General features: G+C 59.7%; 24 protein-coding genes. 2 read left to right on the forward strand and 22 right to left on the reverse strand.

The features are described from left to right. Positions 1-7 precede the first annotated feature (7 nt). From FY206_RS03515 to hpaG, 12 genes are all read right to left on the reverse strand, one after another. Positions 8-2161 carry a carbon starvation CstA family protein gene (locus FY206_RS03515; RefSeq protein WP_032643943.1) on the reverse strand — a complete coding sequence of 718 codons (2154 nt, stop codon included), beginning with the start codon at positions 2159-2161 and terminating at the stop codon, positions 8-10. 191 nt (positions 2162-2352) lie between these two features. After that, positions 2353-3270: a helix-turn-helix transcriptional regulator gene (locus tag FY206_RS03520; protein WP_032643944.1), complete on the reverse strand. Its 918-nt coding sequence runs from the start codon at positions 3268-3270 to the stop codon at positions 2353-2355. Positions 3271-3447: 177 nt separating this feature from the next. Beyond that, positions 3448-3960, reverse strand: coding sequence for a 4-hydroxyphenylacetate 3-monooxygenase reductase subunit (locus FY206_RS03525; protein WP_032643945.1), 513 nt, complete (start codon positions 3958-3960; stop codon positions 3448-3450). Between the two features lie 17 nt (positions 3961-3977). Next, positions 3978-5540: a 4-hydroxyphenylacetate 3-monooxygenase, oxygenase component gene (gene hpaB / locus FY206_RS03530; protein ID WP_077064147.1), complete on the reverse strand. Its 1563-nt coding sequence runs from the start codon at positions 5538-5540 to the stop codon at positions 3978-3980. 177 nt (positions 5541-5717) lie between these two features. Then, positions 5718-6650, reverse strand: a complete 933-nt coding sequence (gene hpaA, locus FY206_RS03535; protein WP_032643947.1) for a 4-hydroxyphenylacetate catabolism regulatory protein HpaA — start codon at positions 6648-6650, stop codon at positions 5718-5720. Then, positions 6622-7974 carry a 4-hydroxyphenylacetate permease gene (gene hpaX / locus FY206_RS03540; RefSeq protein ID WP_032643948.1) on the reverse strand — a complete coding sequence of 451 codons (1353 nt, stop codon included), beginning with the start codon at positions 7972-7974 and terminating at the stop codon, positions 6622-6624. The genes hpaA and hpaX overlap by 29 nt, the downstream gene beginning before the upstream one ends. 21 nt (positions 7975-7995) lie before the next feature. Further along, entirely contained in the window at positions 7996-8793 is a 798-nt protein-coding gene (gene hpaI, locus FY206_RS03545) for a 4-hydroxy-2-oxoheptanedioate aldolase (protein ID WP_032643949.1), read from the reverse strand. Between the two features lie 9 nt (positions 8794-8802). Beyond that, positions 8803-9606: a 2-oxo-hept-4-ene-1,7-dioate hydratase gene (gene hpaH / locus FY206_RS03550; RefSeq protein WP_032643950.1), complete on the reverse strand. Its 804-nt coding sequence runs from the start codon at positions 9604-9606 to the stop codon at positions 8803-8805. 65 nt (positions 9607-9671) lie between these two features. Further along, a complete protein-coding gene (locus FY206_RS03555; RefSeq protein ID WP_032643951.1) occupies positions 9672-10052 on the reverse strand; it encodes a 5-carboxymethyl-2-hydroxymuconate Delta-isomerase in 381 nt (126 codons plus the stop codon). A gap of 9 nt (positions 10053-10061) precedes the next feature. Then, positions 10062-10913: a 3,4-dihydroxyphenylacetate 2,3-dioxygenase gene (gene hpaD / locus FY206_RS03560; RefSeq protein ID WP_032643952.1), complete on the reverse strand. Its 852-nt coding sequence runs from the start codon at positions 10911-10913 to the stop codon at positions 10062-10064. A gap of 2 nt (positions 10914-10915) precedes the next feature. Next, on the reverse strand, positions 10916-12382 hold the full coding sequence (gene hpaE, locus FY206_RS03565) for a 5-carboxymethyl-2-hydroxymuconate semialdehyde dehydrogenase (RefSeq protein WP_032643953.1): 1467 nt from the start codon (positions 12380-12382) through the stop codon (positions 10916-10918). After that, on the reverse strand, positions 12379-13656 hold the full coding sequence (gene hpaG / locus FY206_RS03570; RefSeq protein ID WP_032643954.1) for a 4-hydroxyphenylacetate degradation bifunctional isomerase/decarboxylase: 1278 nt from the start codon (positions 13654-13656) through the stop codon (positions 12379-12381). Before hpaG ends, hpaE begins: the two co-directional genes overlap by 4 nt. A gap of 269 nt (positions 13657-13925) precedes the next feature. On the opposite strand from hpaG, the gene hpaR reads away from it, so the two are divergent. Then, the gene (hpaR, locus tag FY206_RS03575) at positions 13926-14366 is read left to right on the forward strand and encodes a homoprotocatechuate degradation operon regulator HpaR (RefSeq protein ID WP_023334396.1); all 441 of its coding nucleotides are present in this window, start codon (positions 13926-13928) and stop codon (positions 14364-14366) included. A gap of 83 nt (positions 14367-14449) precedes the next feature. Then, complete coding sequence (tsr, locus tag FY206_RS03580; protein ID WP_032644167.1) at positions 14450-16114, forward strand: methyl-accepting chemotaxis protein; 1665 nt, start codon at positions 14450-14452, stop codon at positions 16112-16114. Between the two features lie 94 nt (positions 16115-16208). Here tsr and FY206_RS03585 read toward each other — a convergent pair whose 3' ends face one another. The 10 genes from FY206_RS03585 to opgB form a co-directional block, all read right to left on the reverse strand. Beyond that, on the reverse strand, positions 16209-16715 hold the full coding sequence (locus tag FY206_RS03585; protein WP_032643955.1) for a GNAT family N-acetyltransferase: 507 nt from the start codon (positions 16713-16715) through the stop codon (positions 16209-16211). Positions 16716-16744: 29 nt separating this feature from the next. Further along, positions 16745-17218: a hypothetical protein gene (locus FY206_RS03590; protein ID WP_032643956.1), complete on the reverse strand. Its 474-nt coding sequence runs from the start codon at positions 17216-17218 to the stop codon at positions 16745-16747. 1 nt (position 17219) lies between these two features. After that, complete coding sequence (locus tag FY206_RS03595) at positions 17220-17960, reverse strand: winged helix-turn-helix domain-containing protein (protein ID WP_032643957.1); 741 nt, start codon at positions 17958-17960, stop codon at positions 17220-17222. Between the two features lie 127 nt (positions 17961-18087). Next, a complete protein-coding gene (locus FY206_RS03600; protein WP_032643958.1) occupies positions 18088-19044 on the reverse strand; it encodes a Csu type fimbrial protein in 957 nt (318 codons plus the stop codon). Further along, positions 19035-21326 carry a fimbria/pilus outer membrane usher protein gene (locus FY206_RS03605; RefSeq protein ID WP_229267834.1) on the reverse strand — a complete coding sequence of 764 codons (2292 nt, stop codon included), beginning with the start codon at positions 21324-21326 and terminating at the stop codon, positions 19035-19037. Before FY206_RS03605 ends, FY206_RS03600 begins: the two co-directional genes overlap by 10 nt. Then, positions 21247-22023 carry a fimbrial biogenesis chaperone gene (locus FY206_RS03610; RefSeq protein WP_045890405.1) on the reverse strand — a complete coding sequence of 259 codons (777 nt, stop codon included), beginning with the start codon at positions 22021-22023 and terminating at the stop codon, positions 21247-21249. Before FY206_RS03610 ends, FY206_RS03605 begins: the two co-directional genes overlap by 80 nt. 2 nt (positions 22024-22025) lie before the next feature. Continuing rightward, a complete protein-coding gene (locus FY206_RS03615; protein WP_032643960.1) occupies positions 22026-22523 on the reverse strand; it encodes a Csu type fimbrial protein in 498 nt (165 codons plus the stop codon). 32 nt (positions 22524-22555) lie between these two features. Then, complete coding sequence (locus FY206_RS03620; protein WP_032643961.1) at positions 22556-23098, reverse strand: helix-turn-helix transcriptional regulator; 543 nt, start codon at positions 23096-23098, stop codon at positions 22556-22558. Next, positions 23095-23733 carry an EAL domain-containing protein gene (locus FY206_RS03625; protein ID WP_032643962.1) on the reverse strand — a complete coding sequence of 213 codons (639 nt, stop codon included), beginning with the start codon at positions 23731-23733 and terminating at the stop codon, positions 23095-23097. Before FY206_RS03625 ends, FY206_RS03620 begins: the two co-directional genes overlap by 4 nt. A gap of 179 nt (positions 23734-23912) precedes the next feature. Next, positions 23913-26204: a phosphatidylglycerol--membrane-oligosaccharide glycerophosphotransferase gene (gene opgB / locus FY206_RS03630; RefSeq protein ID WP_045890412.1), complete on the reverse strand. Its 2292-nt coding sequence runs from the start codon at positions 26202-26204 to the stop codon at positions 23913-23915. Positions 26205-26420: the final 216 nt, after the last annotated feature.

A 26420-nucleotide genomic window follows, 5' to 3' on the forward strand; every position in this document is an offset into this window, starting at 1 on the left:
TTGCGGATTAATGGTGTGAAGAAGTTTTCACGCCGCCTTCCGGCACCGGCACGTACGGGGTTTCTTTATCCGTACGACCGTCGGCGTTACGCACCTTCAGCCAGGTCTTGATGCCGTAGAAGATGATGCTGTACACCACCACCAGGAACAGAATGCTCAGACCCGCGTTGGTGTAGTTGTTCACCACGATATGGTTCATGTTGGCAATCTGCTGCGCGGTGAGATCCGCGCCGCCTGCGGCAATCTTCTCTTTGTACTGATTCGCCATGAAGAAGAAGCCTTCCAGCTGCGGGTTGGCGCTGAACAGCTTCAGGCCAAGCGCCCAGGTGGTGCAGAGCAGCAGCCACAGCGCAGGGACCACGGTGACCCAGATGTATTTGGTGCGCTTCATCTTCACGAGGACCACGGTGCCCAGCACCAGGGCTACGGCGGCCAGCATCTGGTTAGAGATACCGAACAGCGGCCACAGGCTCTTCACGCCGCCCAGCGGGTCGACCACGCCCTGATACAGCAGGTAACCCCACAGGCCGACGCAGCCAGCGGTACCCAGAATGCCCGCCACCAGCGAGTCGGTTTTCTTCAGGAACGGCACGAAGTTACCCAGCAGATCCTGCAGCATGAAGCGGCCCGCACGGGTACCGGCGTCCAGCGCGGTCAGGATGAACAGCGCTTCGAACAGAATACCGAAGTGGTACCAGAAGCCCATGTCCGCCCACGGCAGCACCTTGTGGAACACGTGTGCGATACCGACGGCCAGCGTAGGCGCACCACCGGCGCGGTTCAGCACGGACGGTTCACCGATATCCTTCGCGGTCTGCATGATCTGCTCAGGCGAAATCACGAAGCCCCAGGAGCTAACGGTCGCCGCCGCGTGCGCGCTCGCGTCCTTCAGCTGGGCCATAATCATCGCCGCGTTGTCGCCGCCCATCTCGTGCAGGTTTGGCATGGTAATGCCGAGGCCCGCCGGAGGGGTGTTCATCGCGAAGTAAAGACCCGGTTCGATGATGGACGCGGCAACCAGCGCCATGATCGCCACGAAGGACTCCATCAGCATCGCGCCGTAGCCGATCAGACGCGCGTCTTTCTCGTTCGCCAGCAGCTTAGGCGTGGTACCGGACGCAATCAGGGCGTGGAAGCCGGAGACCGCACCGCAGGCGATGGTGATGAACAGGAACGGGAACAGGGCACCTTTCCACAGCGGGCCGGTACCGTCGATGTACTGCGTTACCGCAGGCATTTTCAGATCCGGGTTGATCACCAGGATGCCGATCGCCAGACCGACGATCACGCCGATTTTAAGGAAGGTCGCCAGGTAGTCGCGCGGGGCCAGAATCAGCCAGACCGGCAGCAGCGCGGAGATAAACGCATAGCCAATCAGCGCGAAGGTGATGGTGGTGTCCTTGAAGGTCAGCGCCGGGCCCCAGTACGGGTCGTGCGCAATCACGCCGCCGAAGTAGATGGAGGCTACCAGCAGCACGATACCAATCACCGACACTTCACCCACGCGTCCCGGGCGCAGGAATCGCATGTAGATCCCCATGAACAGCGCAATCGGCACGGTTGAGCAGACGGTGAAGACCCCCCACGGGCTTTCGGCCAGCGCTTTCACCACGATCAGGGCCAGCACCGCGAGGATGATGATCATAATCAGGAAGCAGCCGAACAGCGCGATGGTCCCCGGCACGCGGCCCATCTCCTCTTTGACCATCTCACCCAGAGAGGCGCCGTTACGGCGAGACGAGATAAACAGCACCATAAAGTCCTGCACCGCACCCGCCAGCACCACGCCAGCGAGCAGCCACAGGGTACCCGGCAGGTAGCCCATCTGCGCGGCCAGTACCGGGCCAACCAGCGGGCCCGCACCGGCGATAGCGGCAAAGTGGTGGCCAAACAGCACGTAGCGGTTGGTCGGCACGTAGTTCAGGCCGTCATTGTTAATGACCGCCGGGGTGGCGCGCGTCGGGTCAAGCTTCATGACCTTCTGCGCGATGTACAGGCTGTAGTAGCGATAAGCCACAAGATAGACGGAAACGGACGCGACCACGATCCACAGGGCGCTTACGTGTTCGCCCCGGCGTAATGCGACAACCGCCAGACAGAAAGCGCCGAGGATCCCGAGTAAGGCCCAGGGCACGTGCTTCAGTAGTTTTTTAGTATCCATAGTAAGACCTGGTTTTTTATGTAAAGAAAAAAGGGTCAGGGTTCGTTGTGAGGAGGTATTGATTAATGCTGGAGCGATCGTGCCAGATCCGCGCGCGTGTAAAGGACGGTAAATGAATGAGAGGTTGAAAGTGCCAGGTGAACGGTCAAAGGTGGCGACGAGCGGTTACGGCTCGCCGCCGGTGGGCGAAATTATGTGATTGAGATCACTTGATTAGCCGGGCTACGCTCCACGGCCAGATAGCCTTCCAGCGTCCTGATGAGTTTCTCCTTCAGCCAGCTCGGTTCCAGAATCTGAATATGGGGCAGCCAGTAGAACAGCAGCGGCAGGATCTGGTTCTCGTGGGCCGCCCGGCAGCGCAGCGTGACGCCGTCCTGTTGCTCCTCCAGCAGCTCCTGTTCCGGCAGCAGATCGCGGCGCAGGAAGTAATGTGAAATATTATCCTTGATAAATATTTTCACTGCGAAAGTATCTTCAGATACCCAGGGATCGAGGCTTTTTTCCAGCAGTTCAAGGACATTTTCTTCCGGGGTGAAGGTCGTTTTTTGAATATCAAACCAGCTAAGCTGGCTCAGAGAGAAGGATTTCAGGCGGCTATTTTCGGTGGCTTGTAAATACCATATATTTTTTTTGTTAATGAGTTTATAGGGATTAATCAGACGGGTTTTACCCTTATAAACAATCTGACAAACATTATGGTTTTTAATCGATTTCTCAATCTTTGTTAAATGACGGCGAATATCACGCTGTACCGTGTGTTCGGCTTCATTCGCAAGAATAAGAATATGGTTTTCGTCTACGCGCGCTTCAAGCTTTTGCCAGAATTCCGTATTTCTTTCAGGGAAAAAGCTATCAGCATTCAGGAAGTTAGCAAGGGTGTGATGCAGGCCTTGTCCGCCGGGCGATTGTGCCGAATGGATGAGCCGATATAGCCCGTTACCGGTATGTTCAACAATGGGGGAGAGGGCATTTAAATCCCGGTAAACGGTGCGCTCGGTAATATTAAATTTCTCCATTAGCGCACTGCGGTTTACCACACCGTTTAAATGTAGCTCAACCAGAATATCGACCAGACGTTCAGCCGAGCGGCTCCGCGTCGTTTTAGCCATAAGGTCATCCTGTATATTAGGTTTGCGCTGAATGATGCGGATGCGCTGACGGGTGGCGTCAGTATTCAGTCACAGAAAATTTCTCTTATGGTTATATAACGGCGTGATTTAGCGGAAACCTTAGGATTTTTTGCAGAAAGCCGCGCTGGCCGGATAAAAGGCCAGCGCGGGTGGGGATCAGACGGCGGCTTCCGCCTCCAGCATGACCGGGTGGAAGCGGCGCTTAAAGTAGATCAGGCCGTGTCCCGCGTCGCTCAGGATGATGTTTTTAACTTCAACAAGATAAACCAGATGCGTGCCGATGGTTTGCACCTGGCTAATCTCGCCTTCAAGGCTGGCGAGCGCGCCCTTGAGCACCGGCTGCGCCAGCGGGCCTTTCTGCCAGCAGGAGAGGGCAAAGCGCTCGTCCATCGCCATACCGGTCATCCCGGCGAAGTGGCGCGCCACGATCTCCTGTTCGTGGTTCAGCACGTTAACGCACAGCCTGCCGTTGCCCTGAAAGACCGGGTTCATGGCGCTGCTGGCGTTGATGCACACCATCACCGACGGCGGGGTGTCCGTGACCGAGCAGACGGCGGTGGCGGTGATGCCGCAGCGGCCCGCCTCCCCCTCGGTAGTGACCACATTGACCGCAGCCGACAGGCTACTCATCGCGTCGCGAAAACGCAGGCGTTGTTCATCTAATTGCATTGCAACCTCCCGCTGCGCTATTTCAGCAGCTTATCCAGCATGTTGATATCGCTGTTGTTGTGCAGGTGCGGCACCGTCCAGCCGTGTTGGTCGTATTCGGACATGCAGCGGTCGACCATCGCCATCATCTTGTCCATGTTGCCGGAGCTCTGCGCCTGGCGCAGGCACTGCAGGCGAATTTCGTCCTGGCTGCCGGAATAGTTGATCTCATACAGCTCGTGGCGACCGCCAAACTCGCTGCCGATGGCGTCCCACATCAGCTTCAAAATCTTGATGCGTTCGACGTGATCAATGCCGTTGGAGCCGCGCACGTATTTCGCCAGATACTGGTCGATCTGCGGGTTGTTCAGGTCCCGGGCGCTGGAAGGCAGGTAGATCAGCCCGGAGGTGACGTTACGTTCGATGATGTTCTTGATCTTCGCGTAGGCCATCGGCGCCATCACGCGGTAGGTTTGCAGCGCGGCGTGATCCGGCAGATACGCCCCGTTGACCCACGGCGTGGCTTCGGAGCACATGGAGTCGCTCAGCGCCCAGAACATGTTGCGCCAGGCCACCACTTCGCCGAGATCCGCCTGCACGCCGCGGAACTCCAGGGTACCGGTGCACTCCAGGGATTTCTTCAGCAGGGCGGTAATGAAGTCGAGCTTCACCGCCAGACGCACGCAGGCCTGCAGCGGGTACATGCGGGCGAAACCGCCCTCCATCGTCCAGCGACGGCAGCGGTCGAAATCGCGGTAGATCAGCACGTTTTCCCACGGGATCAGCACGTTGTCCATCACCAGGATCGCGTCGTTCTCGTCGAAGCGGCTGGAGAGCGGATAGTCGTACGGGGATCCGGTCGCGCCCGCCACCATCTCGTAGGAGGCGCGGGAGATGAGCTTGACGCCCTCGGCATCCATCGGCGCGACGAACATCAGGGCGAAGTCCGGGTTTTCGCCCATCACCTGCGCGGAGCCGAAGCCGATCATGTTGTAGTGGGTCAGCGCCGAGTTGGTGGCCACCACTTTCGCGCCGCTGACGATAATCCCGGCGTCGGTCTCTTTCTCCAGCTTGATGTAGACGTCTTTTACCTCATCCGCTGGCTTGTGGCGGTCGATAGGCGGGTTCACGATGGCGTGGTTGAAGTACAGGCCGGTTTCCTGGATGCGGGTGTACCAGTTCCGGGCGTTCTGCTCGAACTGGCCGTAGAACGCCGGGTTGGCGCCGAGCGCGCAGCCGAACGCGGCCTTGTAGTCCGGCGTGCGGCCCATCCAGCCGTAGCTCAGGCGCGACCACTCGGCGATGGCGTCCCGCTGCTGGCGCAGGTCGTCGGCGCTTTTCGCCACGCGGAAGAACTTGTGGGTATAGCCGCCGCTGCCGGTGTCGGTGCCCCAGCACAGGGTGTCCTGCATCTCCGGCTTGTGCAGCGCGTCGTACATCTGCGCGATGGAGGCCGCCGCGTTGCGAAACGCCGGATGGGTGGTGACGTCTTTGACGCGCTCGCCGTAGATATAAATCTCACGCCCGTCCTGCAGGCTTTTTAAATACTCTTCGCCGGTTAACGGGCGTTTGGCATCGGCGCGGAACTCTTCAGGCTTCATGGGGACCTCGTATCGGAATGGTGATGTTAAATTTATGTTTTGTTTTTGTTGTTTAATTGAAGCGTGAGAGGGGCGGGACGTGAAGGGACGATTGGGACAACGGCGGGTACTTTTCGCGAGAGATCGCAGAGTGTGATTTCCCTCACCCTAACCCTCTCCCAAAGGGAGAGGGGACGATTACTCCCTCTCCCTTTGGGAGAGGGCAGGGGTGAGGGGAACAGGGGAAACCGGTACTTTCTGCGCCCGATACGCGCTGGGCGAACACCCCACCAGGCGGTTAAAAAAGCGGGCAAAATAGGCCGGATCCTTAAACCCCAGCTGCCAGGCAATCTCGCTGACCGCGCTGTCGGAAAAGAGCAGCAGCCGCCTGGCTTCCCGCAGCTGGCGGTCGAAGATCAGCCGCTTCGGCGGGCGGTTGGCGAAGCGGCGGCAGATATCGGTCAGGCGGGATTCGGTCAGGTGCAGCTCGCTGGCGTATTCCGGCACCGTCCAGTGCTGGTGGTAGTGCGTGTCGATAAGCTGGGTAAAGCGCTGGAACAGCTTCAGCTCGCCGCGCATGCCGCCTGAGGCGTGGTCGTCGAGCTTCGCGTTGCGCAGCAGCAGGGTAAACACCGCCTGCGCCAGCAGGACCAGCGTGTGCCCGCCTCCCGGCAGCTGTTCCGTGGACTCACGGGCAATCAGCTGCCAGTAGTGCTTCAGCGCCGCCAGCTCGTCCGGCTTATCCGCCAGCGAGAGGCAGATCCCCGGCAGGCCAAACGCTTCCCGGGTGCCGGGGTAGAGCACCTCCAGCAGCGGCCAAATCAGATCCTCGCGCACCGTCAGCACGTGCCCGTCGCTGTCGGATTCGGTGATAAACGCGTGCGGCACCGACGGCGGCGTGAGCACGAACAGCGGGGCCTGCACCGAGTAGCGGTGATCGTCGAGCTGGAGCTCAATCTGCCCGGTATCGAGAAAGTGCATCTGAAAATACTGGTCGTGACGATGCGCCTGCATGTCGCGGCCAAAAAAGGCCGCCATGCGCGCGAACGACTGGTAGTGCACGTCGTCGGTGCCCAGGCTTTCGTCGTACTCCCTGCTGATATCAATGTTGGCGATAGGGCTCTGGCACACGGTCGTTCCTCTGTTGATCCCGCTGCGTCATCGGAATGCGCGTCAGCACCAGCGCGCCGACCACCAGCAGCCCGGCCACGAACCACAGCCCGGAGCTGAAGCTGCCGGTCGCGTCGCGCAGAATGCCGATCAGCAGCGGGCTGACGGCGGAGCCCACGTTGCCGATAGCGTTGATCACCGCCAGCGCCACCGCCCGGGACTGCAGGCTAATGACCCGATCCGGCGTGGTCCAGAATATCGCCATGGCGGTAAACGATCCGGTTGAGGCCATAATGATGCCAAGCAGCTGGACCAGGCTGTGGTCGGTGGCGGAGGCCAGCATCCATCCCGCCGCGGCGAACAGGTACGGCAGGATGGTGTGCTTTTTTCGCTCTTTCAGCCTGTCGGATCGGCGGCTCCACCAGATCATTCCGAGGATGGTGCAAAACTGCGGGATCGCCGCCAGCAGGCCAATGACGATATTGCTGCTCCCCGTGTTGAAGCTCTGCAGGAGCTGCGGCGTCCAGATGTTGATCGCGCTCAGCGTGTTGGTCAGGCAGAAGTAGGCGAGGGTGTAGAGCAGCACGGCGGGCGTCAGCACTTCGCGCAGCGTCGAGCGCGGCGTGGCGGCATGCGCAATCGCCATTTCCTGCTCGCGGGCGATCATCGTTTTCAGCGCCTGCTTTTCGTCATCGTCCAGCCAGGTGGCCTGGTCCGGCGTGTCGTTAAGGTAGAACCAGGTCACGACGCCGAGCACCACCGACGGCAGCCCTTCCAGCAGGAACAGCCACTGCCAGCCCTTCAGGTTCCACAGCCCGTTCATCGCCAGAATGTAGCCGGAGAGGATCGAACCGAGCATCATGGTGACCGGCATGGCGATCATAAACAGCGCGTTGGCGCGGGCGCGGTGATAGGCCGGGAACCACCAGGTGAGGTAGACCAGGATCCCCGGCAGGAAGCCCGCTTCCGCAATGCCCACCAGCATGCGCAGCACGTAGAGGGTTTCAGGACTGGTGGCGAATAGGGTGCAGGTGGAGGCGATGCCCCACACCACCATGATCCCGGCGATCCAGCGCCGCGCGCCGATCTTCGCCAGCATGATGTTGCTCGGGATCCCGCACAGCACGTAGGTGACGTAAAACAGCGTCGCGGCCAGGCCAAACATGGTTGACGTGAGGCCCAGATCTTTACCCATCGTGAGCCCGGCAAAGCCGATGTTGATGCGGTCAAGAAACGAGAAAACAAACAGGATAAAGAGAAACACGATTAAACGTCGGAACAGCTTGCTAATGGCGCGTTGTTCAACAGCTTCATTATCATGGGTTTGCAGGTTAGAGGTCGTCATGGTGCGCTCCAGATCTTACGTTTAGTAGACGGATTTATTGTTATTAACTGACGTAACCGGGTTTTCGATAAAGCGTGCCGCCAGCGCTTCCGCGCCGCGGGCGAGCAGGGTGGTGTCAACGCCGACGGCGACAAACCGCGCGCCGAGCTCGAGATAGCGTTTTGCCAGCGCCTCGTTGGCCATCAGGATGCCGGGCGCTTTGCCCGCGCTGAGGATCTGCGCGATCGCCTGCTCGATGGCGGCCTGGACCTCCGGGTGCTGCGGATTGCCGGCAAAGCCCATGTCGGCGCTGAGATCCGCCGGGCCGATAAACACGCCGTCGACGCCTTCCACGTCGAGGATCTGCGGCAGGTTTTTCAGCGCCTCGCGGGTTTCGATCTGCACCAGCACGCACATGGCGTCGTTGGCCTGCTGCAGGTAATCCGGTATGCGGTTCCAGCGCGACGCGCGAGCCAGCGCGCTGCCCACCCCGCGAATGCCCGCAGGCGGGTAGCGGGTGGCCCGTACCGCCAGCCGCGCCTCGTCGGCGTTTTGCACCATCGGCACCAGCAGGGTTTGCGCGCCGACGTCCAGCAGCTGTTTGATCTGTACCGGGTCGTTCCACGCCGGGCGGACCACCGGCTGGCTCGGATAAGGGGCGATGGCCTGCAGCTGGGTCAGGACGGTCTGCACGCTGTTCGGCGCGTGCTCGCCGTCAATCAGCAGCCAGTCGAAGCCAGCCCCGGCCAGCAGTTCGGCGCTGTAGCTGCTGGTCAGCCCCAGCCATAGCCCAATTTGCGGACGGCCCGCCTTCAGCGCCGCTTTAAATGCGTTTTGCATGCGTCTCTCCTAAACAAAGCGGCAGCTGATGGAGCCCATGGTGCCGTAGTCGACGTGGAAAGTGTCGCCCCGGCTGGCCGGTACAGGGCGGGTAAACGAGCCGCCGAGAATGATCTGCCCCGGCTCAAGCTGCACGTCGTACGGCGCCAGCTTGTTCGCCAGCCACGCCACGCCGTTCGCCGGGTGGTTTAGCACGCCTGCGGCCACGCCGGTCTCCTCGATCACGCCGTTGCGGTAGAGCAGGGCGGAGATCCAGCGCAGGTCCAGCTCGTCGGGCTTAATCGGACGGCCGCCGAGGATCACCCCCGCGTTGGCGGCGTTATCGGAGATGGTGTCGAACACCTTGCGCGGGCGCTGGGTCTCCGGGTCAACGTTGTGGCAGCGGGCGTCGATCAGCTCCAGCGCGGGAATGACGTAGTCCGTGGCGTTGTAGACGTCGAAGATCGTGCAGTTCGGGCCGCGCAGCGGTTTTGCCAGCACGAAGGCCAGCTCCACTTCAATGCGCGGGACGATAAAGCGATCGACGGGAATGTCGCTGCCGTCGTGGAAGAACATGTCGTCCAGCAGCGCGCCGTAGTCCGGCTCGCTAATCTGCGAGCTGGCCTGCATCGCTTTGGAGGTCAGGCCGATCTTGTGGCCCTTCAGCACGCGGCCTTCGGCGATTTTCAGGTTTACCCATTCGCGCTGGACGGCGTAGGCGTCGTCGATGGTGATCGTCGGGTAGTCCAGCGAGATCGCGCGGATCTGCTCCCGGGATTGTTCCGCCTGATGCAGGCGGTGGGCGATCAGGGTATGGGTGTGTTTATCGAGCATGGCGATATCCTGTTTTATGTTTTTTTCTCCCTCTCCCTGAGGGAGAGGGGACAGATCGAGCGGTATTACGTAAACAACGCGTGCACGTTGTTTTGTTTGTAATTGAGCGTCGGGTGCAGCTCGTCGAGCTCGAACGACAGCGCCAGATAGCGGGCGGCCATGAGGTCGGCAAAATGCGCTTTGATAAGCCCAAACAGCATCTCCCCCACGGCTTCCCGGCTCTCCAGGCTGCGCCCGGCACCAATCTTCAGCGTCATATGCACGAAGGCGTAATCCTGCCTGCCGTCGGCCATCTGCCAGGTGTCCAGCCAGTGGGCGCGGCTGCGGATGCCGCCGATCGGGAAGATGCCGGTCGCGGCCAGCGCCTCGTTCACTTTGGCGAACAACCCCGGCAGGTCGGCCTGCTCGCGGATGTTGTCGGTACATTCAGCAATAAAGTGCGGCATGATGGCTCCTTAAGCGGGCAGCGGGAAAACGGCGTTGACCTGGCCGGTGCCGGAGCTGGCGAACAGCTCGGTGAGAAACTCCACCTTGCCGTCGTATTGGTCCCAGCCGAGCATGCCCAGCAGCATCACCGTGTCGTGCATGTTGCCCTCGCCGTAGCAGTAGTCGGCGTATTCCGGCAGCATGTTGCAAAACTCTTTGAACTGGCCCTCGCGCCACAGCTTCACCACCCGCTCGTCCATCTGGCGGTCGAACTCGCGGGTGTAGCTGTTCATCCCTTCCTCGGCGCGCTGGTCGTCGATAAAGCGGTGCGACAGCGAGCCGCTGGCGAGCACCGCCACGGTGCCGTCGTATTTTTCGATGGCGCTGACGATGGCCTCGCCCAGCCTGCGGCTGTCGGCGAAGTCGTGAACCGTGCAGAAGGCCGAGATGGAGACCACCTTGAAGCGTTTATCCGCGTTCATGTAGCGCATCGGCACCAGCGTGCCGTACTCCAGCTTCAGGCTCGGGATGTTGTGCGCCTTGGCGCGCACGCCGAGCTTTACCGCCTCGTCGGCGATCAGCTGGCCCAGCTCCGGGTTGCCGTCGTAGTCGTAGGTCATGTCGCGGATAAAGTGCGGCAGCTCGTTGCTGGTGTAGACGCCCGAAAAATGGTCCGCACAGTTGATGTGGTAGGCGCTGTTCACCAGCCAGTGGGTGTCAAACACGATGATGGTGTCCACGCCCAGCTCGCGGCAGCGCTTGCTGATTTCTTTATGCCCGTCGATGGCGCCCTGGCGGCAGCCGTGGTTTTTGCCCGGCAGCTCGGAGAGGTACATCGACGGAACGTGGGTGATTTTTGCCGCTAACGCTAATGTACCCATGGTCAGATCCCCCATTTTGGAATCGGATGGTCGCCCATGGAGATGCAGACGTTCTTCATCTCCGCGAACACCTCGAAGCTGTACTCCCCGCCCTCGCGGCCGGTGCCGGAGGCCTTCACGCCGCCAAACGGCTGGCGCAGGTCGCGCACGTTCTGGGTGTTAACGAACACCATGCCCGCTTCGATATTGCGCGCCAGGCGCAGCACCTTGCTGACGTCCTGGGTCCAGATGTACGACGCCAGGCCGTACTCCACGTCGTTGGCCAGGCGCAGGCCTTCCGCTTCATCCTTAAACGGCAGCAGGCAGGCCACCGGCCCGAAGATCTCCTCCTGCGCCACGCGCATGCGGTTGTCGACGTCCGCCAGCACGGTCGGGCGCAGGAAGTTGCCGCCGCGAAGGTGCGCAGGCAGATCGGCCGGTTTGTCCGGGCCGCCCGCCAGCAGGGTCGCGCCTTCTTCGATGCCGAGGCGGATGTAGCCGGAAACTTTTTCCCAGTGCTGTTGGCTGATGAGCGCGCCAACCTGGGTGTTCGGATCGGTCGGGTCGCCCACGCGCAGGCGGCCGGCGCGCTCTGCAAAGCGCTTCACGAATTCCGGGTAGATGCTCTGCTGGATGAAGATGCGCGAGCCCGCGGTGCAGCGCTCGCCGTTGATGGAGAAGATGGTGAACAGGGCGGCGTCCAGCGCGCGCTCGATGTCGGCATCCTCAAAAATCAGCACCGGCGATTTGCCGCCCAGCTCCATGGAGTACTTCTTCAGCCCGGCGTTTTTCATGATGTTGCGCCCGGTGGCGGTGCCGCCGGTAAACGACACGGCGCGCACGTCGTGATGGCGCACCAGCGCGTCGCCCGCCGTGGCGCCGTAGCCCTGCACCACGTTCAGCACGCCCGCCGGAATGCCCGCTTCGAGGGCCAGCTCGCCCAAGCGGTCGGCGGTCAGCGGCGAGAGTTCAGACATCTTCAGCACCGCGGTGTTGCCGAGCGCCAGGCACGGCGCGACCTTCCAGGTGGCGGTCATAAACGGCACGTTCCACGGCGACACCAGCGCGCAGACGCCCACCGGCTGCACCAGGGTGTAGTTCAGCATTTTGTCGTCAACCGGGTAGGTTTTGCCGTTCATCTGCTGGCACACCTCGGCGAAGAACTCGAAGTTGTGCGAGGCGCGCGGGATCAGCACGTTTTTGGTCTGGTGGATCGGCAGGCCGGTGTCGGCTGTCTCCATGGCGGCGATCTCCGGAACGTTCTGGTCGATCAGATCGCCCAGACGGCGCATCAGGCGCGCGCGCTCCTTCATCGGCAGGTTAGCCCATTTTGGAAACGCCTCTTTGGCGGCGGCGACGGCCTGATGGATTTCCGCTTCTCCGCCGGAAGCCACTTCAGCCAGCACCTCGCCGGAGGCCGGGTTGGTGGTGTGGAAGTACTCGCTTCCCGCGACGTTTTTACCGTTAATCCAGTGGTTAATCTTTTTCATTTTGCCGTCTCCTCACTCACAATTCGGTTCACCAGGCGTCCGACGCCCTCCACTTCCACCACCACTTCATCCCCCGGCACCACGTCGGACAGCCCCTTCGGCGTGCCGGTGGCAATCATGTCGCCCGGCTGTAGGGTCATAAAGTCGCTCAGGTACGCAATCAGGTACGGAATGCTGAAGATCAGATCCGCCGTGGTGCCTTCCTGACGCAGCTCGCCGTTGACGAAGGTGCGCAGGGTCAGGTTGTGCGGGTCGGGAATAGCCTCTTTTGGCACGACGTTTGGGGAAATGGGGGTCAGCCCGTCGCGGCTTTTCACCCGCAGGTTCGGGCGGTAGTAGTTCTCGAGATAGTCGCGGATGGCGTAGTCGTTGCAGACCGTGTAGCCCGCAACATAGTCCATCGCTTCGGCTTCGCTCACCTTGCGCGCGGTTTTGCCGATGACTACCACCAGCTCCGCTTCGTAGTGCATGTACTCGACGTTGTTCGGGCGCACCGAGGTCTGGTTGTCGCCGTTAAAGGTGTTCGGCGCTTTGATAAAGACCAGCGGCTCGGTGGGCGGCCTGAAGTCCAGCTCGCTGGCGTGGTCGGCGTAGTTCAGGCCGAGGGCAAACAGCGTGGCGTGCGGCGGCGTGCGGCGAGCGACAGGGACGTCGCGTTCGTCCACCACCGGGTTTTCCAGCGGCGGAAACCCTTTTGCCAGAATGCGTACCCGGTCTCCGGGGCGGATCTCAACGCGGCTGTGCGGGGTGCCGAGCAATATCGCATCGCCGGGATTGAGGGTCGCGAACTCGCTCAGGGCGCTCAGCAGCTCGGCGGCGTTGCGCTGCAGATCGGCCGTGTTCCAGTGGTCCGCCTCGCGGCCGTTAATCTCGGTGATGAGGGTCAGGTTATCCACGTTATCAACGTTGACCAGCTCGCCCAGCGGGCAGAATCCGTCCCGGCATTTGGCCTTGATCGCCGGGCGGTAGAAGCTCTCTTCCGGCAGGCTCACCTCGTTGGCCAGCGCATACCCGGCAATGTACGCCGCCGCGTCCTCCACGCGCACCCTGCTGGCCGTTTTGCCCACCACCAGCGCCACCGTCGCGCCGCTCAGCACCGTTTCCCCCTGCGGGAAGGGAATGGGATCCCCTGCGCGGCTCACGGTGTTATGCGGTTTGATGAACCACACCGCCGTTTTCGGCGGCGTACTGTAGGGGGCTTTTTCAAACGCCTCAGCCCAGGCGTCGCGCTGGCTTAGATGGTTGAGGGCGACGGCAAAAACGGTACCTTTCATTCACATACTCCTCAGGCCGGATGTCCGGTTTGGATTTCATTAATATGTTAATAATCTGGTTTTATGCTTTTGCTGTTTATTTCGCAATCAGAAGTGAAAGATTTGTGATATAAATAACAATAAATTTACATGCTGGTTTTTATATTGATTAAAATCAGTGTGTTAATAAAATTGGCGGGTTTCTGTTAGACTTTTTGGCAGAAAACGTGTTGTTTATAAAAACATCTTGTATGAATTGTTTACTTGTTAATGAAGGGCGGGGAGAGGCTATGCATGATTCATTAACCATCGCGCTGCTGCAGGCGCGGGAAGCGGCGATGTCGTACTTCCGACCCATTGTGAAGCGACATAACCTGACCGAGCAGCAGTGGCGAATCGTGCGCGTGCTGGCTGAACATCCGTCGATGGATTTTCACGATCTGGCGTTTCGCACCTGTATTTTGCGTCCCAGCCTGACCGGCATTCTGACGCGCATGGAGCGCGACGGCCTGGTGCTGCGCTTAAAGCCGGTAAACGACCAGCGCAAGCTGTACGTGTCGCTGACCAAAGAGGGGAATGCGCTGTATGAGCACGCCCAGGCGCAGGTGGAAGAGGCGTACCAGCAGATTGAGGCGGAATACACGCCGGAGAAGATGAAACAGCTGACGGCGCTGCTGGAAGAGTTTATTGAACTCGGAAACCGGCATAACGCAGCGCGGGAAGAAGAGTAAAAACCACAAATTCCAGGATGATTTTCGTAAAGTTTTCCCTTTCCAGGCCGAAAATTCTGTATCTGTCTGAGGAAAGAGAAAACATGTTAAACCGTATCAAGATTGTCACCAGCTTAATGCTGGTTTTAGCGATATTTGGCCTTTTACAACTCACATCCGGTGGTCTTTTCTTCAATGCCCTTAAGCATGACAAAGAGAATTTCACCGTCCTGCAAACCATTCGCCAGCAGCAGTCCACGCTGAACGCCAGCTGGGTGGCATTGCTGCAAACCCGTAATACCCTGAACCGTGCGGGTATCCGCTACATGATGGATCAGAGCAATATCGGCAGCGGCGCGACCGTTAACGATCTGATGCAAATCGCGTCTGTGTCTCTGAAGCAGGCGGAAAAGAACTGGGCGGCCTATGAAGCCCTGCCGCGCGATCCGCGTCAAAGCGATGCGGACGCGATGGAGATTAAGCGTAACTATGATATTTACCACGGCGCGCTGGCGGAGCTGATCCAGCTTCTGGGCGCGGGCAAAATTAACGCCTTCTTCGACCAGCCGACCCAGAGTTACCAGGACGGTTTTGAGAAGCAGTACGTGAGCTACCTGCAGCAGAACGACAAGCTCTACCAGACGGCGGTCGAAGACAGCAACAGCTCCTACAGCCAGGCTATCTGGGTGCTGATCGGCGTCCTGATTGCGGTGCTGGTGGTGATTGTGGCCGTCTGGCTGAACATCAAGCAGACGCTGATCTCCCCGCTCAATCGTCTGATCGACAATATTCGCCATATCGCCAGCGGCGACCTGGTGAAGCGCATTGAGGTTCAGGGCACCAACGAGATGGGTGAACTGGCCGACTCGCTGCGCCATATGCAGGGCGAGCTGGTGCGTACCGTTGGCGACGTGCGTAACGGCGCGAATGCGATCTACAGCGGCGCGAGCGAAATCGCGATGGGCAACAACGATCTCTCCTCCCGTACTGAACAGCAGGCCGCTTCCCTGGAAGAGACCGCTGCCAGCATGGAGCAGCTGACGGCGACCGTGAAGCAGAACGCCGAGAACGCCCGTCAGGCGAGCCATCTTGCGCTGAGCGCGTCCGAGACCGCGCAGAAGGGCGGCAAAGTGGTGGATAACGTGGTGCAGACCATGCGCGATATCGCCGGCAGTTCGCAGAAGATTGCCGACATTATTAGCGTGATTGACGGGATTGCTTTCCAGACCAACATCCTTGCACTGAACGCGGCGGTAGAAGCGGCGCGCGCGGGCGAGCAGGGGCGTGGTTTTGCGGTGGTGGCAGGTGAAGTGCGTAACCTGGCCCAGCGCAGCGCCCAGGCGGCGCGCGAGATCAAGAGCCTGATCGAAGACTCCGTGGGTCGCGTGGAAGTGGGCTCAACGCTGGTAGAAAGCGCAGGTGAAACCATGGGTGAGATCGTGAACGCGGTAACCCGCGTAACGGACATTATGGGTGAGATTGCCTCTGCGTCTGACGAGCAGAGCCGCGGTATCGACCAGGTGGGTCTGGCGGTCGCCGAGATGGATCGCGTGACCCAGCAGAACGCCTCGCTGGTTGAGGAATCAGCCGCGGCGGCGGCCGCACTGGAAGAGCAGGCGAGCCGTCTGACGCAGGCCGTGGCGGTGTTCCGCATTCAGCAGGAGCAGATGAAAGCGCGCGAGTTCGCTGCGGCTAAAGCGGTTTCCGCGCCGGCGATGGCGCGTAAAACGGTTACCGCTGACGCAGGCGATAACTGGGAAACGTTCTAGTCCTGTGCGCGTTGTGCCGGGTGGCGGCTGCGCCTTACCCGGCCTACGATTCGCGGTTTTGTAGGCCCGGTAAGCGCAGCGCCACCGGGCGGTATTACAGAGGTAGACGCATGGCGCAGCGCGCTTCATACGCGAAACCGTGCGCTGTCTCTTCTTCTCTTTTCTGACGCAGTTCAGGCGTGAGTTCAGTGACGTATTCAAACCCCAGCCGCGCATAGAACGGCGCATTCCACGGGACGTCCCGGAACGTCGTCAAGGTCAGCGCTGTCAGCCCCTTTTTACGAGCATGGTCTGCCACGCGGGCGATAAGCTGCCTGCCGATCCCATTTCCCTGCCGGTCCAGATCAACCGAGAGTTCGACAATAAACAGTGAAGACGGATGCGCTTCGGCGAGGATAAACCCGACGGGGTGGTCGTTTGCCAGCGCCAGCCAGCTTAGCCCGCGTTCGGCGTACGCAAGGTGCTGCTCAGCGGAAATGACCTCGCCATCGGCAAGCCAGGCGAGCGTCGGGTCTTCACGAAAGCGCGCGCCCGCCGCGCGTTCAATGGCGGGCAGGGCGGTAACGTCGCGAGGGATGGTGGGGCGGATATGAATATGCATGGCGGCAAGTATAGCCTGAGCCGTCGACGTTATTCCGAGCAGATCAGCACCGGTGAGTAAAAATTGCTGATCACCAGCGCGTCTTCCGGCGTGCGCTCTATCGTCAGGAGCCTTTTATTGCCTAGCGTCAGGCCCGCGACGTATTTTTCAAAGACCCCGGGCGGCATGGCGTCGTGGCTAAAACGCTCCACTTTTTGAATGGTAATCTCATACAGTTCGCCCTCTACGTGGCGCCATTTAAACATCTCCTGGCGGGAAACCTCCCAGCTGCGCGGCGCATTCACCACGCTGCCGTTTAGCGTGATGTACCCCGTTTTGTCGGGGTGAAACCGCATAATGATCTCGCCGTCAAAGGTGAAATCGTGGCTGTCGCGCCGGTCGGAAAAGGTCAGGTTTCCGTCGCAGGCCACCGACAGCGGGGGCGTGTGAAAGTACCACGCCAGCGCGGCGCCCAGCATCAGCAGGTTGAAGATGAGGATTAGCCAAACTTTTTTGCGTCTCATATCACCACTCATAATAGTAAAGCGTTCGGCAGGCGCTGGCTTTACCCTGCGTGAGGGAACATTGGGAGAGCACCAGCCGCCCTTCGTGGCCGTAGAAAAGCGTTCTCTGAATGTGCATGTAGAAGATGGAATTTTTCAGGCACGGGAGATGACCGTCCTGCTGGAGCGCTTTGGCCAGCCCGATCGCCCGCTCATGGAACACGTCCGCCAGCGGCGTAAAGGTGTAGACCGGACACGTGCCAATATGGGTTAGCAGGTGGATCTCCCGCTGATGGCCTGCCGGCCTGATTGCCGTTATCCAGATGCACAGCGCAACGACCGCCAGCGTCAGCGCAACGCAGAACAGCACGTCCGGTCGAACGCGCCTTACGGATGTCGCCGTCCTGGCCGCCGGGCATGGCTCCTCCAGCGCGGTGACCGTGACGTCTGCGCTGAGCATAAAGCCCGTTTTAGGCACGGTGACGATAAACAGCGCGTCGGGAAGCAGGCTTGCCAGCAGCTTGCGCAAAATGCTGATGTACTGGTTTAGCGAATTGTTCGACCCCTGCAGCCCGCGGCTGTCCCAGACTTCATGCAGAAGCGTTTCTCGTTCGACCACGTTCCCATGATGCTGCACCAGCAGCTTCATGAGGGTATTGGCCGTGCAGGTGAGGAGCTGCACATCCTCCTCCGGTGCATTGATAAGAGAAAGAGAACCGTCCTCGTCGTTATAGACGAGGGCGTCAGCAAGCAGGTATTTCATAAGTTGTTGTAATACAGACAGAGATAATGAATGTCAGGACAGGCCTTTCGCCTGATTAAGCAGAGCTGTTGGCTATTTTAGCGCCATTGTTACCGATAACATTGATCCAGGCAGGATTTTGCGCTGTTTAATAAGTCAGCGTAACGATCACGTCATCGCTGAACTCCCCCGTGCCGGTCAGAGGCTGCGCCGGGACGTCGCCGTAGACGGTATAATTTTGCGTGCCGCCAGCGGGGTGAGTGACCTGCATCGCGTCGCCGCTGCTTTGGTCGCCCCAGCGCTGCGTGGCCCCCGCATCCTGCCAGAGGCCGTAGCGCAGGCACTGGCCTCCCTCGTTGCACAGCTGCCGCTGGTTGCCGCTGGCATGATTGCCATTTCCCATCGCGAGCGTGAATGCGGTATCGGCCGGGCAGCGCGTGGTAAGGGTTGCCGTCGAGCGCGTCGGGCGTAGCGTGGCCGTGCTGGTCAGGGTGCCGAAATTAAGCGGGGTGACGCGCTCGATGAAGCATCCCTGACTGATTTCGGCCTGCGCGCTGGTGCCGCCCTGCACCTGTTCACCTTCGGCGGAGCCGTCTGAACAGTTCTGAAGGGCATCCTGACGGGAGGCGCTGTGCCATGCAATCCGCAGATTCATGTTGTAGTTGTAATAGTGGTAGGCCGGAAGCTGGCTTTGCCCTGCGGGTAGGGTGGCGATCAGCGGAAAGGTACCGCTGACGTTGGCGTTGCTTTCCGCGGCCAGGGTCTGCTGAATCAGGTTCCCGCTGCCGGCAGGTCCCAGCTCCTGAGAGCGGGCGACGCCGTTAAGAAGACGAAAAAGCAAGGTGTATTGCTTACCCTCCGGGTCTCCCGGGGAGATCATCTGAAAGGGCGGGGCGTCGATGCTGCTCAGGCAGACGCTGATGTACTCTGTCGTCCCGAGGTTATCCGCCTGGCAGCTAAATTTTACCTCGGTGTTGACGGAGGCGGCATTGCCCGCCGCGACGTTGCCAAAGTTAATGGCGGGCGTGGAGGTGATCCAGCAGGCTGCCGCCATTGCCTTCACGGACAGGACGAGCAGCAATAATAACGGCGCTCTTAGCGACACGGTTGTTCTCCGATATTCTGTATAGATGATGCGGTGCGCGGGGCCGGAAGCGTGACCCGGCACTCCCCTTCACCGGTTTTCACCAGCAGTTCACCCGGCAGGGGCGGGTCCTCAAGCCAGATAAACCCGTCGCGTCCCACGATGGTAGCGCCGCGAGGCGTTGAGACGATGCTGCCCAGCGGGAGCGGCGCGCCGCGGCTGTCGACCAGCCTGGCCTGAACCGTTACGGCGTGATGGATGTTGAAATCGACTTTTACCGCGCTGCCGTTACCCGGTCTGGCATACATGTCGGTGACGGAGGCAATCACATCGGAAGGCAGAGCCAGCGGAACGATGGTGACTTTGCTGTTGTGGTAGCGCGGCAGGTCGGTCAGCAGAAGGTATCCCTCCTCATCGGTTTCGCCTGCCGGGCGGTTTTCCAGCATCACCGGCACGTGCCCGATACCGCGCGTTGAGACCAGCGCCAGGCCCTGCTCGCTGTAGCGCAGGGCGTGCAGGCTGTTATCCAGCAGCGTCAGGCTGCCTTCGGCTGAGGCATACTGATTGCGCGCGTTAGCGCCCTGCTCCAGCCCAGCGTGCCACTCACCGGCGTGGCCCAGATAGCCTACGTCTGCATACTTTTCCCGGTGTTCGCCAACGCTTTGCCCCAGCTGCCATGACCAGCCGCCGGTCTGGTCGTCTGGCTGGTGGCGATAGTCCATACGCGGCGAATCCTGATTTGCCTGGAGCGAGAGGCTATCCTGCCGCCCCAGCGGGAGCGAGAGCAAAAGCTGAACGTTGCTCGACGCGTCCGTAAACGAGCGGGTATAGCTCAGCGTGGCGGAGAGATGCGCCGGTAACAAAACGGACCACGAGGCGTTGAGATAGCGTTGTTTGTTGCCCTGAATCGCCTGTTGTACCCAGCCCACGCCGGGCGTGCCCAGGTGGGAGAATGAATGGCTCAGCCAGACGCTGTCGCTACGCCTGACGGGCGCGGCACCGCTCATGCGGGCATTGTCGGCGAACGCCGCATCGGTACGCACGGTGCTGGCAGATATACCCGTCCCGCCGCCGTTCCATTGCCAGCCCAGGCCCCACTGCGTTCCCTGGCCGTAGGGACTGTCGCTCACCGCGACGTGCTGGCTGACAATGCCGGCGTCGGGGGATATCAGCCAGTCAACCCCGGTCCCGACGTTGCGCAGTTTGCGCTGCTGCTCCGTATGCAGCGCCAGCGTCAGGTGGTTATTGACCCCATAGCGCCAGCCGGCGTCGAGCAGCGGCGACGCGGCATAGTCGTCGGAACGCTGGGCGTAGTTTTGCCGCATCCAGCCGATATCCAGCGAGCCGCTGCTGAGCCCTTCAGCCAGCATTCCCGGTGCCCCGTACACGTCGAGCTGAACGGTGCGCCGCTGGCCGTTGATGTCGGTAATGACCACCTGCGCCTGCCCGCTTCCGGTGAAGGAGGGCAGGGTATCAAGCATGAATTCTCCCGGCGCGACGCGCTTGCTGCCCTGCTTAAGTCCATCGATGTACAAATCAACCGTTGAAGGCAGGACCGCCGTATCGCTATAGCGGCTACGCGGTTCGGTGTTGAGCTGGGGATCGAGTTCAAAATTTCGCGCCCAGTGCAGGCCGCCAAAGCGAACCTGTCGGCTCCAGCGCGCGCCCGTGGTGATGCTGTCTCCCAGCGCCAGGGTGGTCAGCGAATCGGTGTTGTCCCACTGCCAGCGGGTTTCCATGCGCGTATGGGTGGGCCGGGCGGCGCTGTTTTCCTCCCCGGCATGGCTTGAAAAGCTGCTGCTGAGCGTCCCGGGCAGCGCGCCGGATGCGGTCAGCTGGGTCTGGGCATTCAGCTGGCGTTTACCCTGCGCATCGCTGGCGTAGAGGGTGTAGCCGAGGGTAAACGCGCCGATGGGCCGGGCCTCGGGATAGACGTACTGCGGGGACGATTTATCGAGCGTCAGGTGTTGCTGTCCCCCGAGCGCCTTCGCCTCGGCCATAATCGACACCTGCTGGGCAAGCAGGTCAATATCCACCTTTAGCCCCGGCAGGGCCGTGAGTTCCACCCATCCGCCGCGGTCGTCCGGGGCGTGAAGCCCCAGTTTTTTAACGTCGCTGCGGCTCATCCACAGCGCATCGTCCTCCACCCGGCAGGCCCACAGATCCCCTCGCGGGGCGTGATTCACGGTGATGGCCAGCCATTGGACGGTGTCGGCGTGGCCTTCAGTGCGGGCTGACAGCATCAACGGTAGCCAAAGCAGGAGCGCGAGAAGCGAGCGGGCGCAGGGGTATCTGGCTGTCATGATGGTCATCGTTGAGGTAGACGCGCAACGCGCTGAGCGTATGGCGTGATGCTTGCTTAAGTTTCACAAGAGCGGTCTGTCCGGGCAGGACATAGCCCGCCAGGCCTTTAACCGATCCCGCAACCTGCCCACTGGCCGTCAGGGCCTCAAGATGGCTCAGGCGAATATGGCTTTTTCCGCCGTTATAGCAGCGGATTGCCGCCGCGCCGTCTGCCTGTTCACAGCTCAGGGCATCGTGGCCGATGGGGGTATTCTGGTCTCCGGCAATAAACACCGGAATCGAATAGCGCAGCAGGAAGTGCACGCCGTTAGGATTGGCCGCACGGGAAAGCGTGTCCGGCAGCTCGTCAATGACCAGCCGGTAGCTTTGCTCCCGTTCACGGATGTTCGGCTGCATGACGATGATGCGGACCAGCTGCTGCTGGCCCGGCGAAAGCGCGGTCATCGCCGGGCTGCTGACGACCTCATCGGTAGCGGTTAAAACGTCCTGACCGTTTTTCTGGGTCCATTCGTACACCCGTATCTGCGCGTGAATGGCCGCTTTTCCACTGTTGGTGAGGGTGACCGCCGTTGCTCTTTGACCGCCTTGCAGAGCGAGCGTAACGGGCGCCACCTGCAGCGTGGCGGCCAGCGCGTAGCGTGACAGCAGCGCCAGCAGCATAAGCCACAGAATGAAGCAAGGAAGATAGCGACGCACGATCAGTACACCAGGTTTAAGGTGATGTCGTCGCTATAGGCACCCGCCTGCGCGGTCGTCAGGGCACCTGCGTCAATCACGCCATAGAGCGTCTCTTTCTGCTCCTGGCCGTTGCCGGTGTCGGTGAGCCCATCGGTGCTGGTGATTTGCGTCTGTTTGCCTTCATCCGCAAAGAGTTTCCAGGCAATCTTCTGTGCGCCCGTTTCGCCGTTTTCCGGCTTCAGCCAGAAGGTGCCGCTATCACTGCTATCGCTGCTGGTGGCGGAAAGGGTGAACGGGGTACCGTTGGTACAGACGATATCAACCTGCGTGCTGGCCTGGATTTCGCTCGATTCATCCGAGCCATGGCGTGAGAAGTTGAGGTCGTTGGCTTTGAGCGTGCACGACTTCACGACCTCAAGTGAGACGTGCATCGTCGCGCTTGCGGTGCTGTCTGCGGCGATTGCGGCAACAGGAAGCAGGAGAGCGGAACAACATACAGCAGCGGTGATAATTTTCATGATCGTATTTCCTGACGTGAGTAACAGTGCAATTACAAAGCAAATGACCGAGCGTCCAGCAGGCAGAGTTTTCGATGGAAATCCGCCAGGCTGTGACAGCAAAATTTGTTCATCGCGTTACGCTTGTGGGTGTAGATCGTTTTAGGTGACTTATTGAGGATTTTTGCGATGCGGACCGGACTGAATCCTTTGTGCAGCAGCATGCATACCCGCATCTCCTGATACGAGAGCGTGACGGCGTTTTCGAAGGCGAATGTCGTGTCGCTAAAGCAGCGGCTCAGCTGCGCAAGAGAGAGGTTATCCGCCACCACTCTGACCCGCTCGTTGCGCAGGCAGGCGTTAACGTCGCAGACCCGCGCGGCATCCGTAAATACCAGCCAGTTCTGCCCGATGTGCGTATCGCGCAGCAGCGTCTGCAGGCGCAGAAGCCCTTGCGGAGTAACGTCATCAATCCAGTGCATCTCCGGGCAGGGGATAACGGCGGCTGAAATCATCGAGCTGAGGCCAAGCCATAAAAACGCATTGCCGCTCAGGACGATAGCCTGATATCCAGCGTTCGGAATGAAGGGCGTCATTTTCTGCCCCACAGATAACCCTGGCCATAGTCGGCCACGCTGGCACGGGCGAGCGCGAAATCACCCGCAGTTTCAATGCCTTCTATCAGTACCTTGCTGGCGACGCGCTTGCACTGGCGGGTGAGATCCAGGAATTTCGCCTGCTCGGTGCGTCCGCTCCAGAAGGTATGCTTGTCAATTTTGACGCCGCAGAAGCGGATCTGGCTGGTCAGGAGATCGGGAAGAATGTCTTCGCAGACGTCGTCAGCCCACACTTCAATCCCCCACTGATGGAGCGTTGTGATGCATATCCGCAACGCCCGGCTTTGCGTGCCGTTGAGCTGCACCAGCGCGTGGAGATCCGTGACCTCAATAGCAAGCCTCGCCGGGCAGGGTGTCTCTTCTTTGAGCCTGTCGAGGAAGTCCGTTTCCAGCAGCAAATCCGACGTCGCGTTGAGATAAAACTTGTCGCTCTCCTCGCAAAACATGGCATGACGAAGCTGCGCAAAGAAGTGTGCTTTACGCTGCATCAGGGGCATTGAGTCAAAGTAGTCTTCGAGATTGACGTGGGGCTTTGCCGTGGACAATACCTCCCAGGCAATCACATTTTCACTGCGCAGTGCCCGGATGGATTCGAACTTATAGCCGGTTAGCATGATAAAAGTGCGTAACGCTCCGTGGTGATTTCAGGAGCCGCACATTTTATAGATTGGGTTTTTGGCGGGATATTTATAAATTAAAATGGCTTATATAAAGCATTTTCATCTAATTTATAATGATTATATAGAATTATTTATTTTCATAAGTGCCCGGCAGATTGCCGGGCACATGCGCGTTAGCCTTGAGTACTGACGATTTTGATTTCGACCATGCCAATCCCGAGCTCGCGCGGTGAATGCCCAAGAATATTCCCTTCATTCGTCGCCTGCGGGTCAGGCGGCACAATCACCAGCGTATTGCTGCGGGATGGGTTTTCAAAATGCAGCGTGTGCGTGGACACGTCGTTTCCAAGCGTCAGGGTCTGCTCCCGATCGCCCACGCGCACCGGTACGGGCTTGTTGGCGTTGGGCCCGTACGCTCTGGCCGTGATCACGAGGTCAAATTGTTCCGGCAGGGGATGGGTGTACTCAATTTTCACCTCGTTGCCCAGCTGCGCGTTGGACCAGCGTCCCCAGGACTCCGGACGCGAGATGCCGCTAAACTGCTTCACCTCTTCGGGCGCGCCGGCCACGTTAAAGATAAAGCTGTCCGCCTTGTAGCGAATATCGTTATCGACGGTTTTCAGCATGTCGACATTGTGCTGATAGCGCGTGGTGTCAATGACCGTATCGTTAAACGCGGTTTTGCCTTTCCACTGGGCGCTATCGACGTGCTGCACGGTTTGCTCCCCGCCAAGCTGACCCTGAGAGACGCACCAGTCGGTCGAGAGCGCCAGCGGCTGCGACCAGAGCTGGCCCATTTTGTAACATCTGTCGACCCAGACGAAATTATCGCGTGGCGCAAAATCGGCCAGCTGATAGCGCAGCGGCGCGGAATACTCGCTTTCCGGCAGCGGCTCAACGCGACCCTCCGACACGCGCACCAGCAGCGGCAGACGGAATTTGCTGCCCGAGAAGGCAATCGTGTTTTTATCCCGATCGATGGTGAAATCCTTCATCTCTTTCGGGAAGTTCCACAGGCGGATGATGTCTGGCTTCCAGCCGAGGATTTTTTCCTTCATGTTGAGGAACACTTCCGACAGGGATTGCCCCGACAGCGTGCTGCGGCCCAGGCCGATAAAGTTGTCGCCGCCCAGAATGTCGAGCACGGTGGCGCCGTTATCCATGGAGTTGCGTTTGGTGGCGATCGTCTCCTGCTGCGGCTGGTCGCCGCGCAGGACGAAGAACAGGTTGCTGCGATCCTGCTTGTTGAGCTGGTCCCAGGCGCTGTTTTTCATCGCCAGATGGTCAGACGAGACGACGATGACGGTGTTTTTAAACCAGGGCGAGGCTTTGATTTTCTCGACCAGCGCGGCGATATGCTCCTGGCTGCAGGTGACGGCGCTGAAAGACTTGTTGTTTTTGCCCTCAATCTCATAGCTTTTACGCTTGCAGGTGCGCGAGACAAAACCGTCCGGATGGTGGGTATCCACCGTCAGCGCAAAGAGGGAGAAGCGCTTGCCCTCGCGGGAAAGTTCTTCGAATTTCTTCCAGGTTTCGTCGAGTACCGTATCGTCATAAAAGCCCCAGTCGTTGCGGTAGCTCGGATCGGCAACCGTCGTTTTTAACTCTTCTGAGCCATACAGGTGGTCAAAACCGTGGGATTTCAGGAACACGTCTTTTCCGGCGAAGCGCAGGTTTGCGCCCTGCACAAAATAGTTTTCGTAGCCGGAGTTTTTCAGGATATCGCCGAGGCAAACGTTTTGGGGGAAGAACGTCGACATCGAGGCGGAGGCGTTACCTTCGAAAGGCGCGAACAGCGGGATGCCGCACTGGGAGGCAACCATCCCGGCAATCGTATAATCCGTACCGGGCAGCTGCATGGTGTGGCTGAAATCGAGCCCTTCATTTTTCAGCGCCCCCAGGTCTGGCGTCAGGTTAGGGAACGCATCGTTATCAAAGTACGTGCGTTCCAGGCTTTCACCGTAGATATAGACCAGATTGAGCTTCGGGTTGGCGATCGTTTTCGACGGCTCTTTATAGTAAGCCGCGAAATCAGGATCGCCGTCGCGAGACTGGGATTTCACCAGCTCAGCGATCTGATGGAAGGCCGGACTGGCGTCGACGGAGGCCAGCGCCAGAAATAACGCCAGCAGGCTGTAGCCATGATGGTGCGGATGATCGCGACGTCGACGCAGCACCCAGGCCAGCGCGCCAAAAATCGTCACCAGCGCGACGATAAGGCCGATCCCCGGAAGAATGTACTTGCCCACCCCCGCGCCCGTCAGGCTGTTCGTCAGCGTGTAGAGCACCGCATCGTTAATACCGTCACCGGTAAAGTAATCGCTGGCGTATAAGGTAATGTTTAAAATAATAAAAATGCCGAGCACCACCAGCGTGGCGATAAACCACCAGGTGTGACGGCCGGCTTTGGAGGCGTAAACGCCGACGGAAGCCAGAAAAAGGATAAGAGACAAAAATTCAGACAACAGCATATCCTCGTGACGCCAGATGCTTCGCTGGCTAACTGTTTATTTTTTGGGTCATACAATGTAATTGCGATGTCGTTAAGCTGCAATTTTAGTGTCACGAAAGTGTGCTGTTGTTAGGATTTGGTTTAGAAAATCGTTTTTATGAAGACGTGCACATCCTGACAAACGGACGCTGAGACGGTGGCAGGCAGGAAAAACGCTCATTTAGCGCCG

The sequence above is a fragment of the Enterobacter chengduensis genome (assembly GCF_001984825.2).
Classification (GTDB): Bacteria; Pseudomonadota; Gammaproteobacteria; order Enterobacterales; family Enterobacteriaceae; genus Enterobacter; species Enterobacter chengduensis.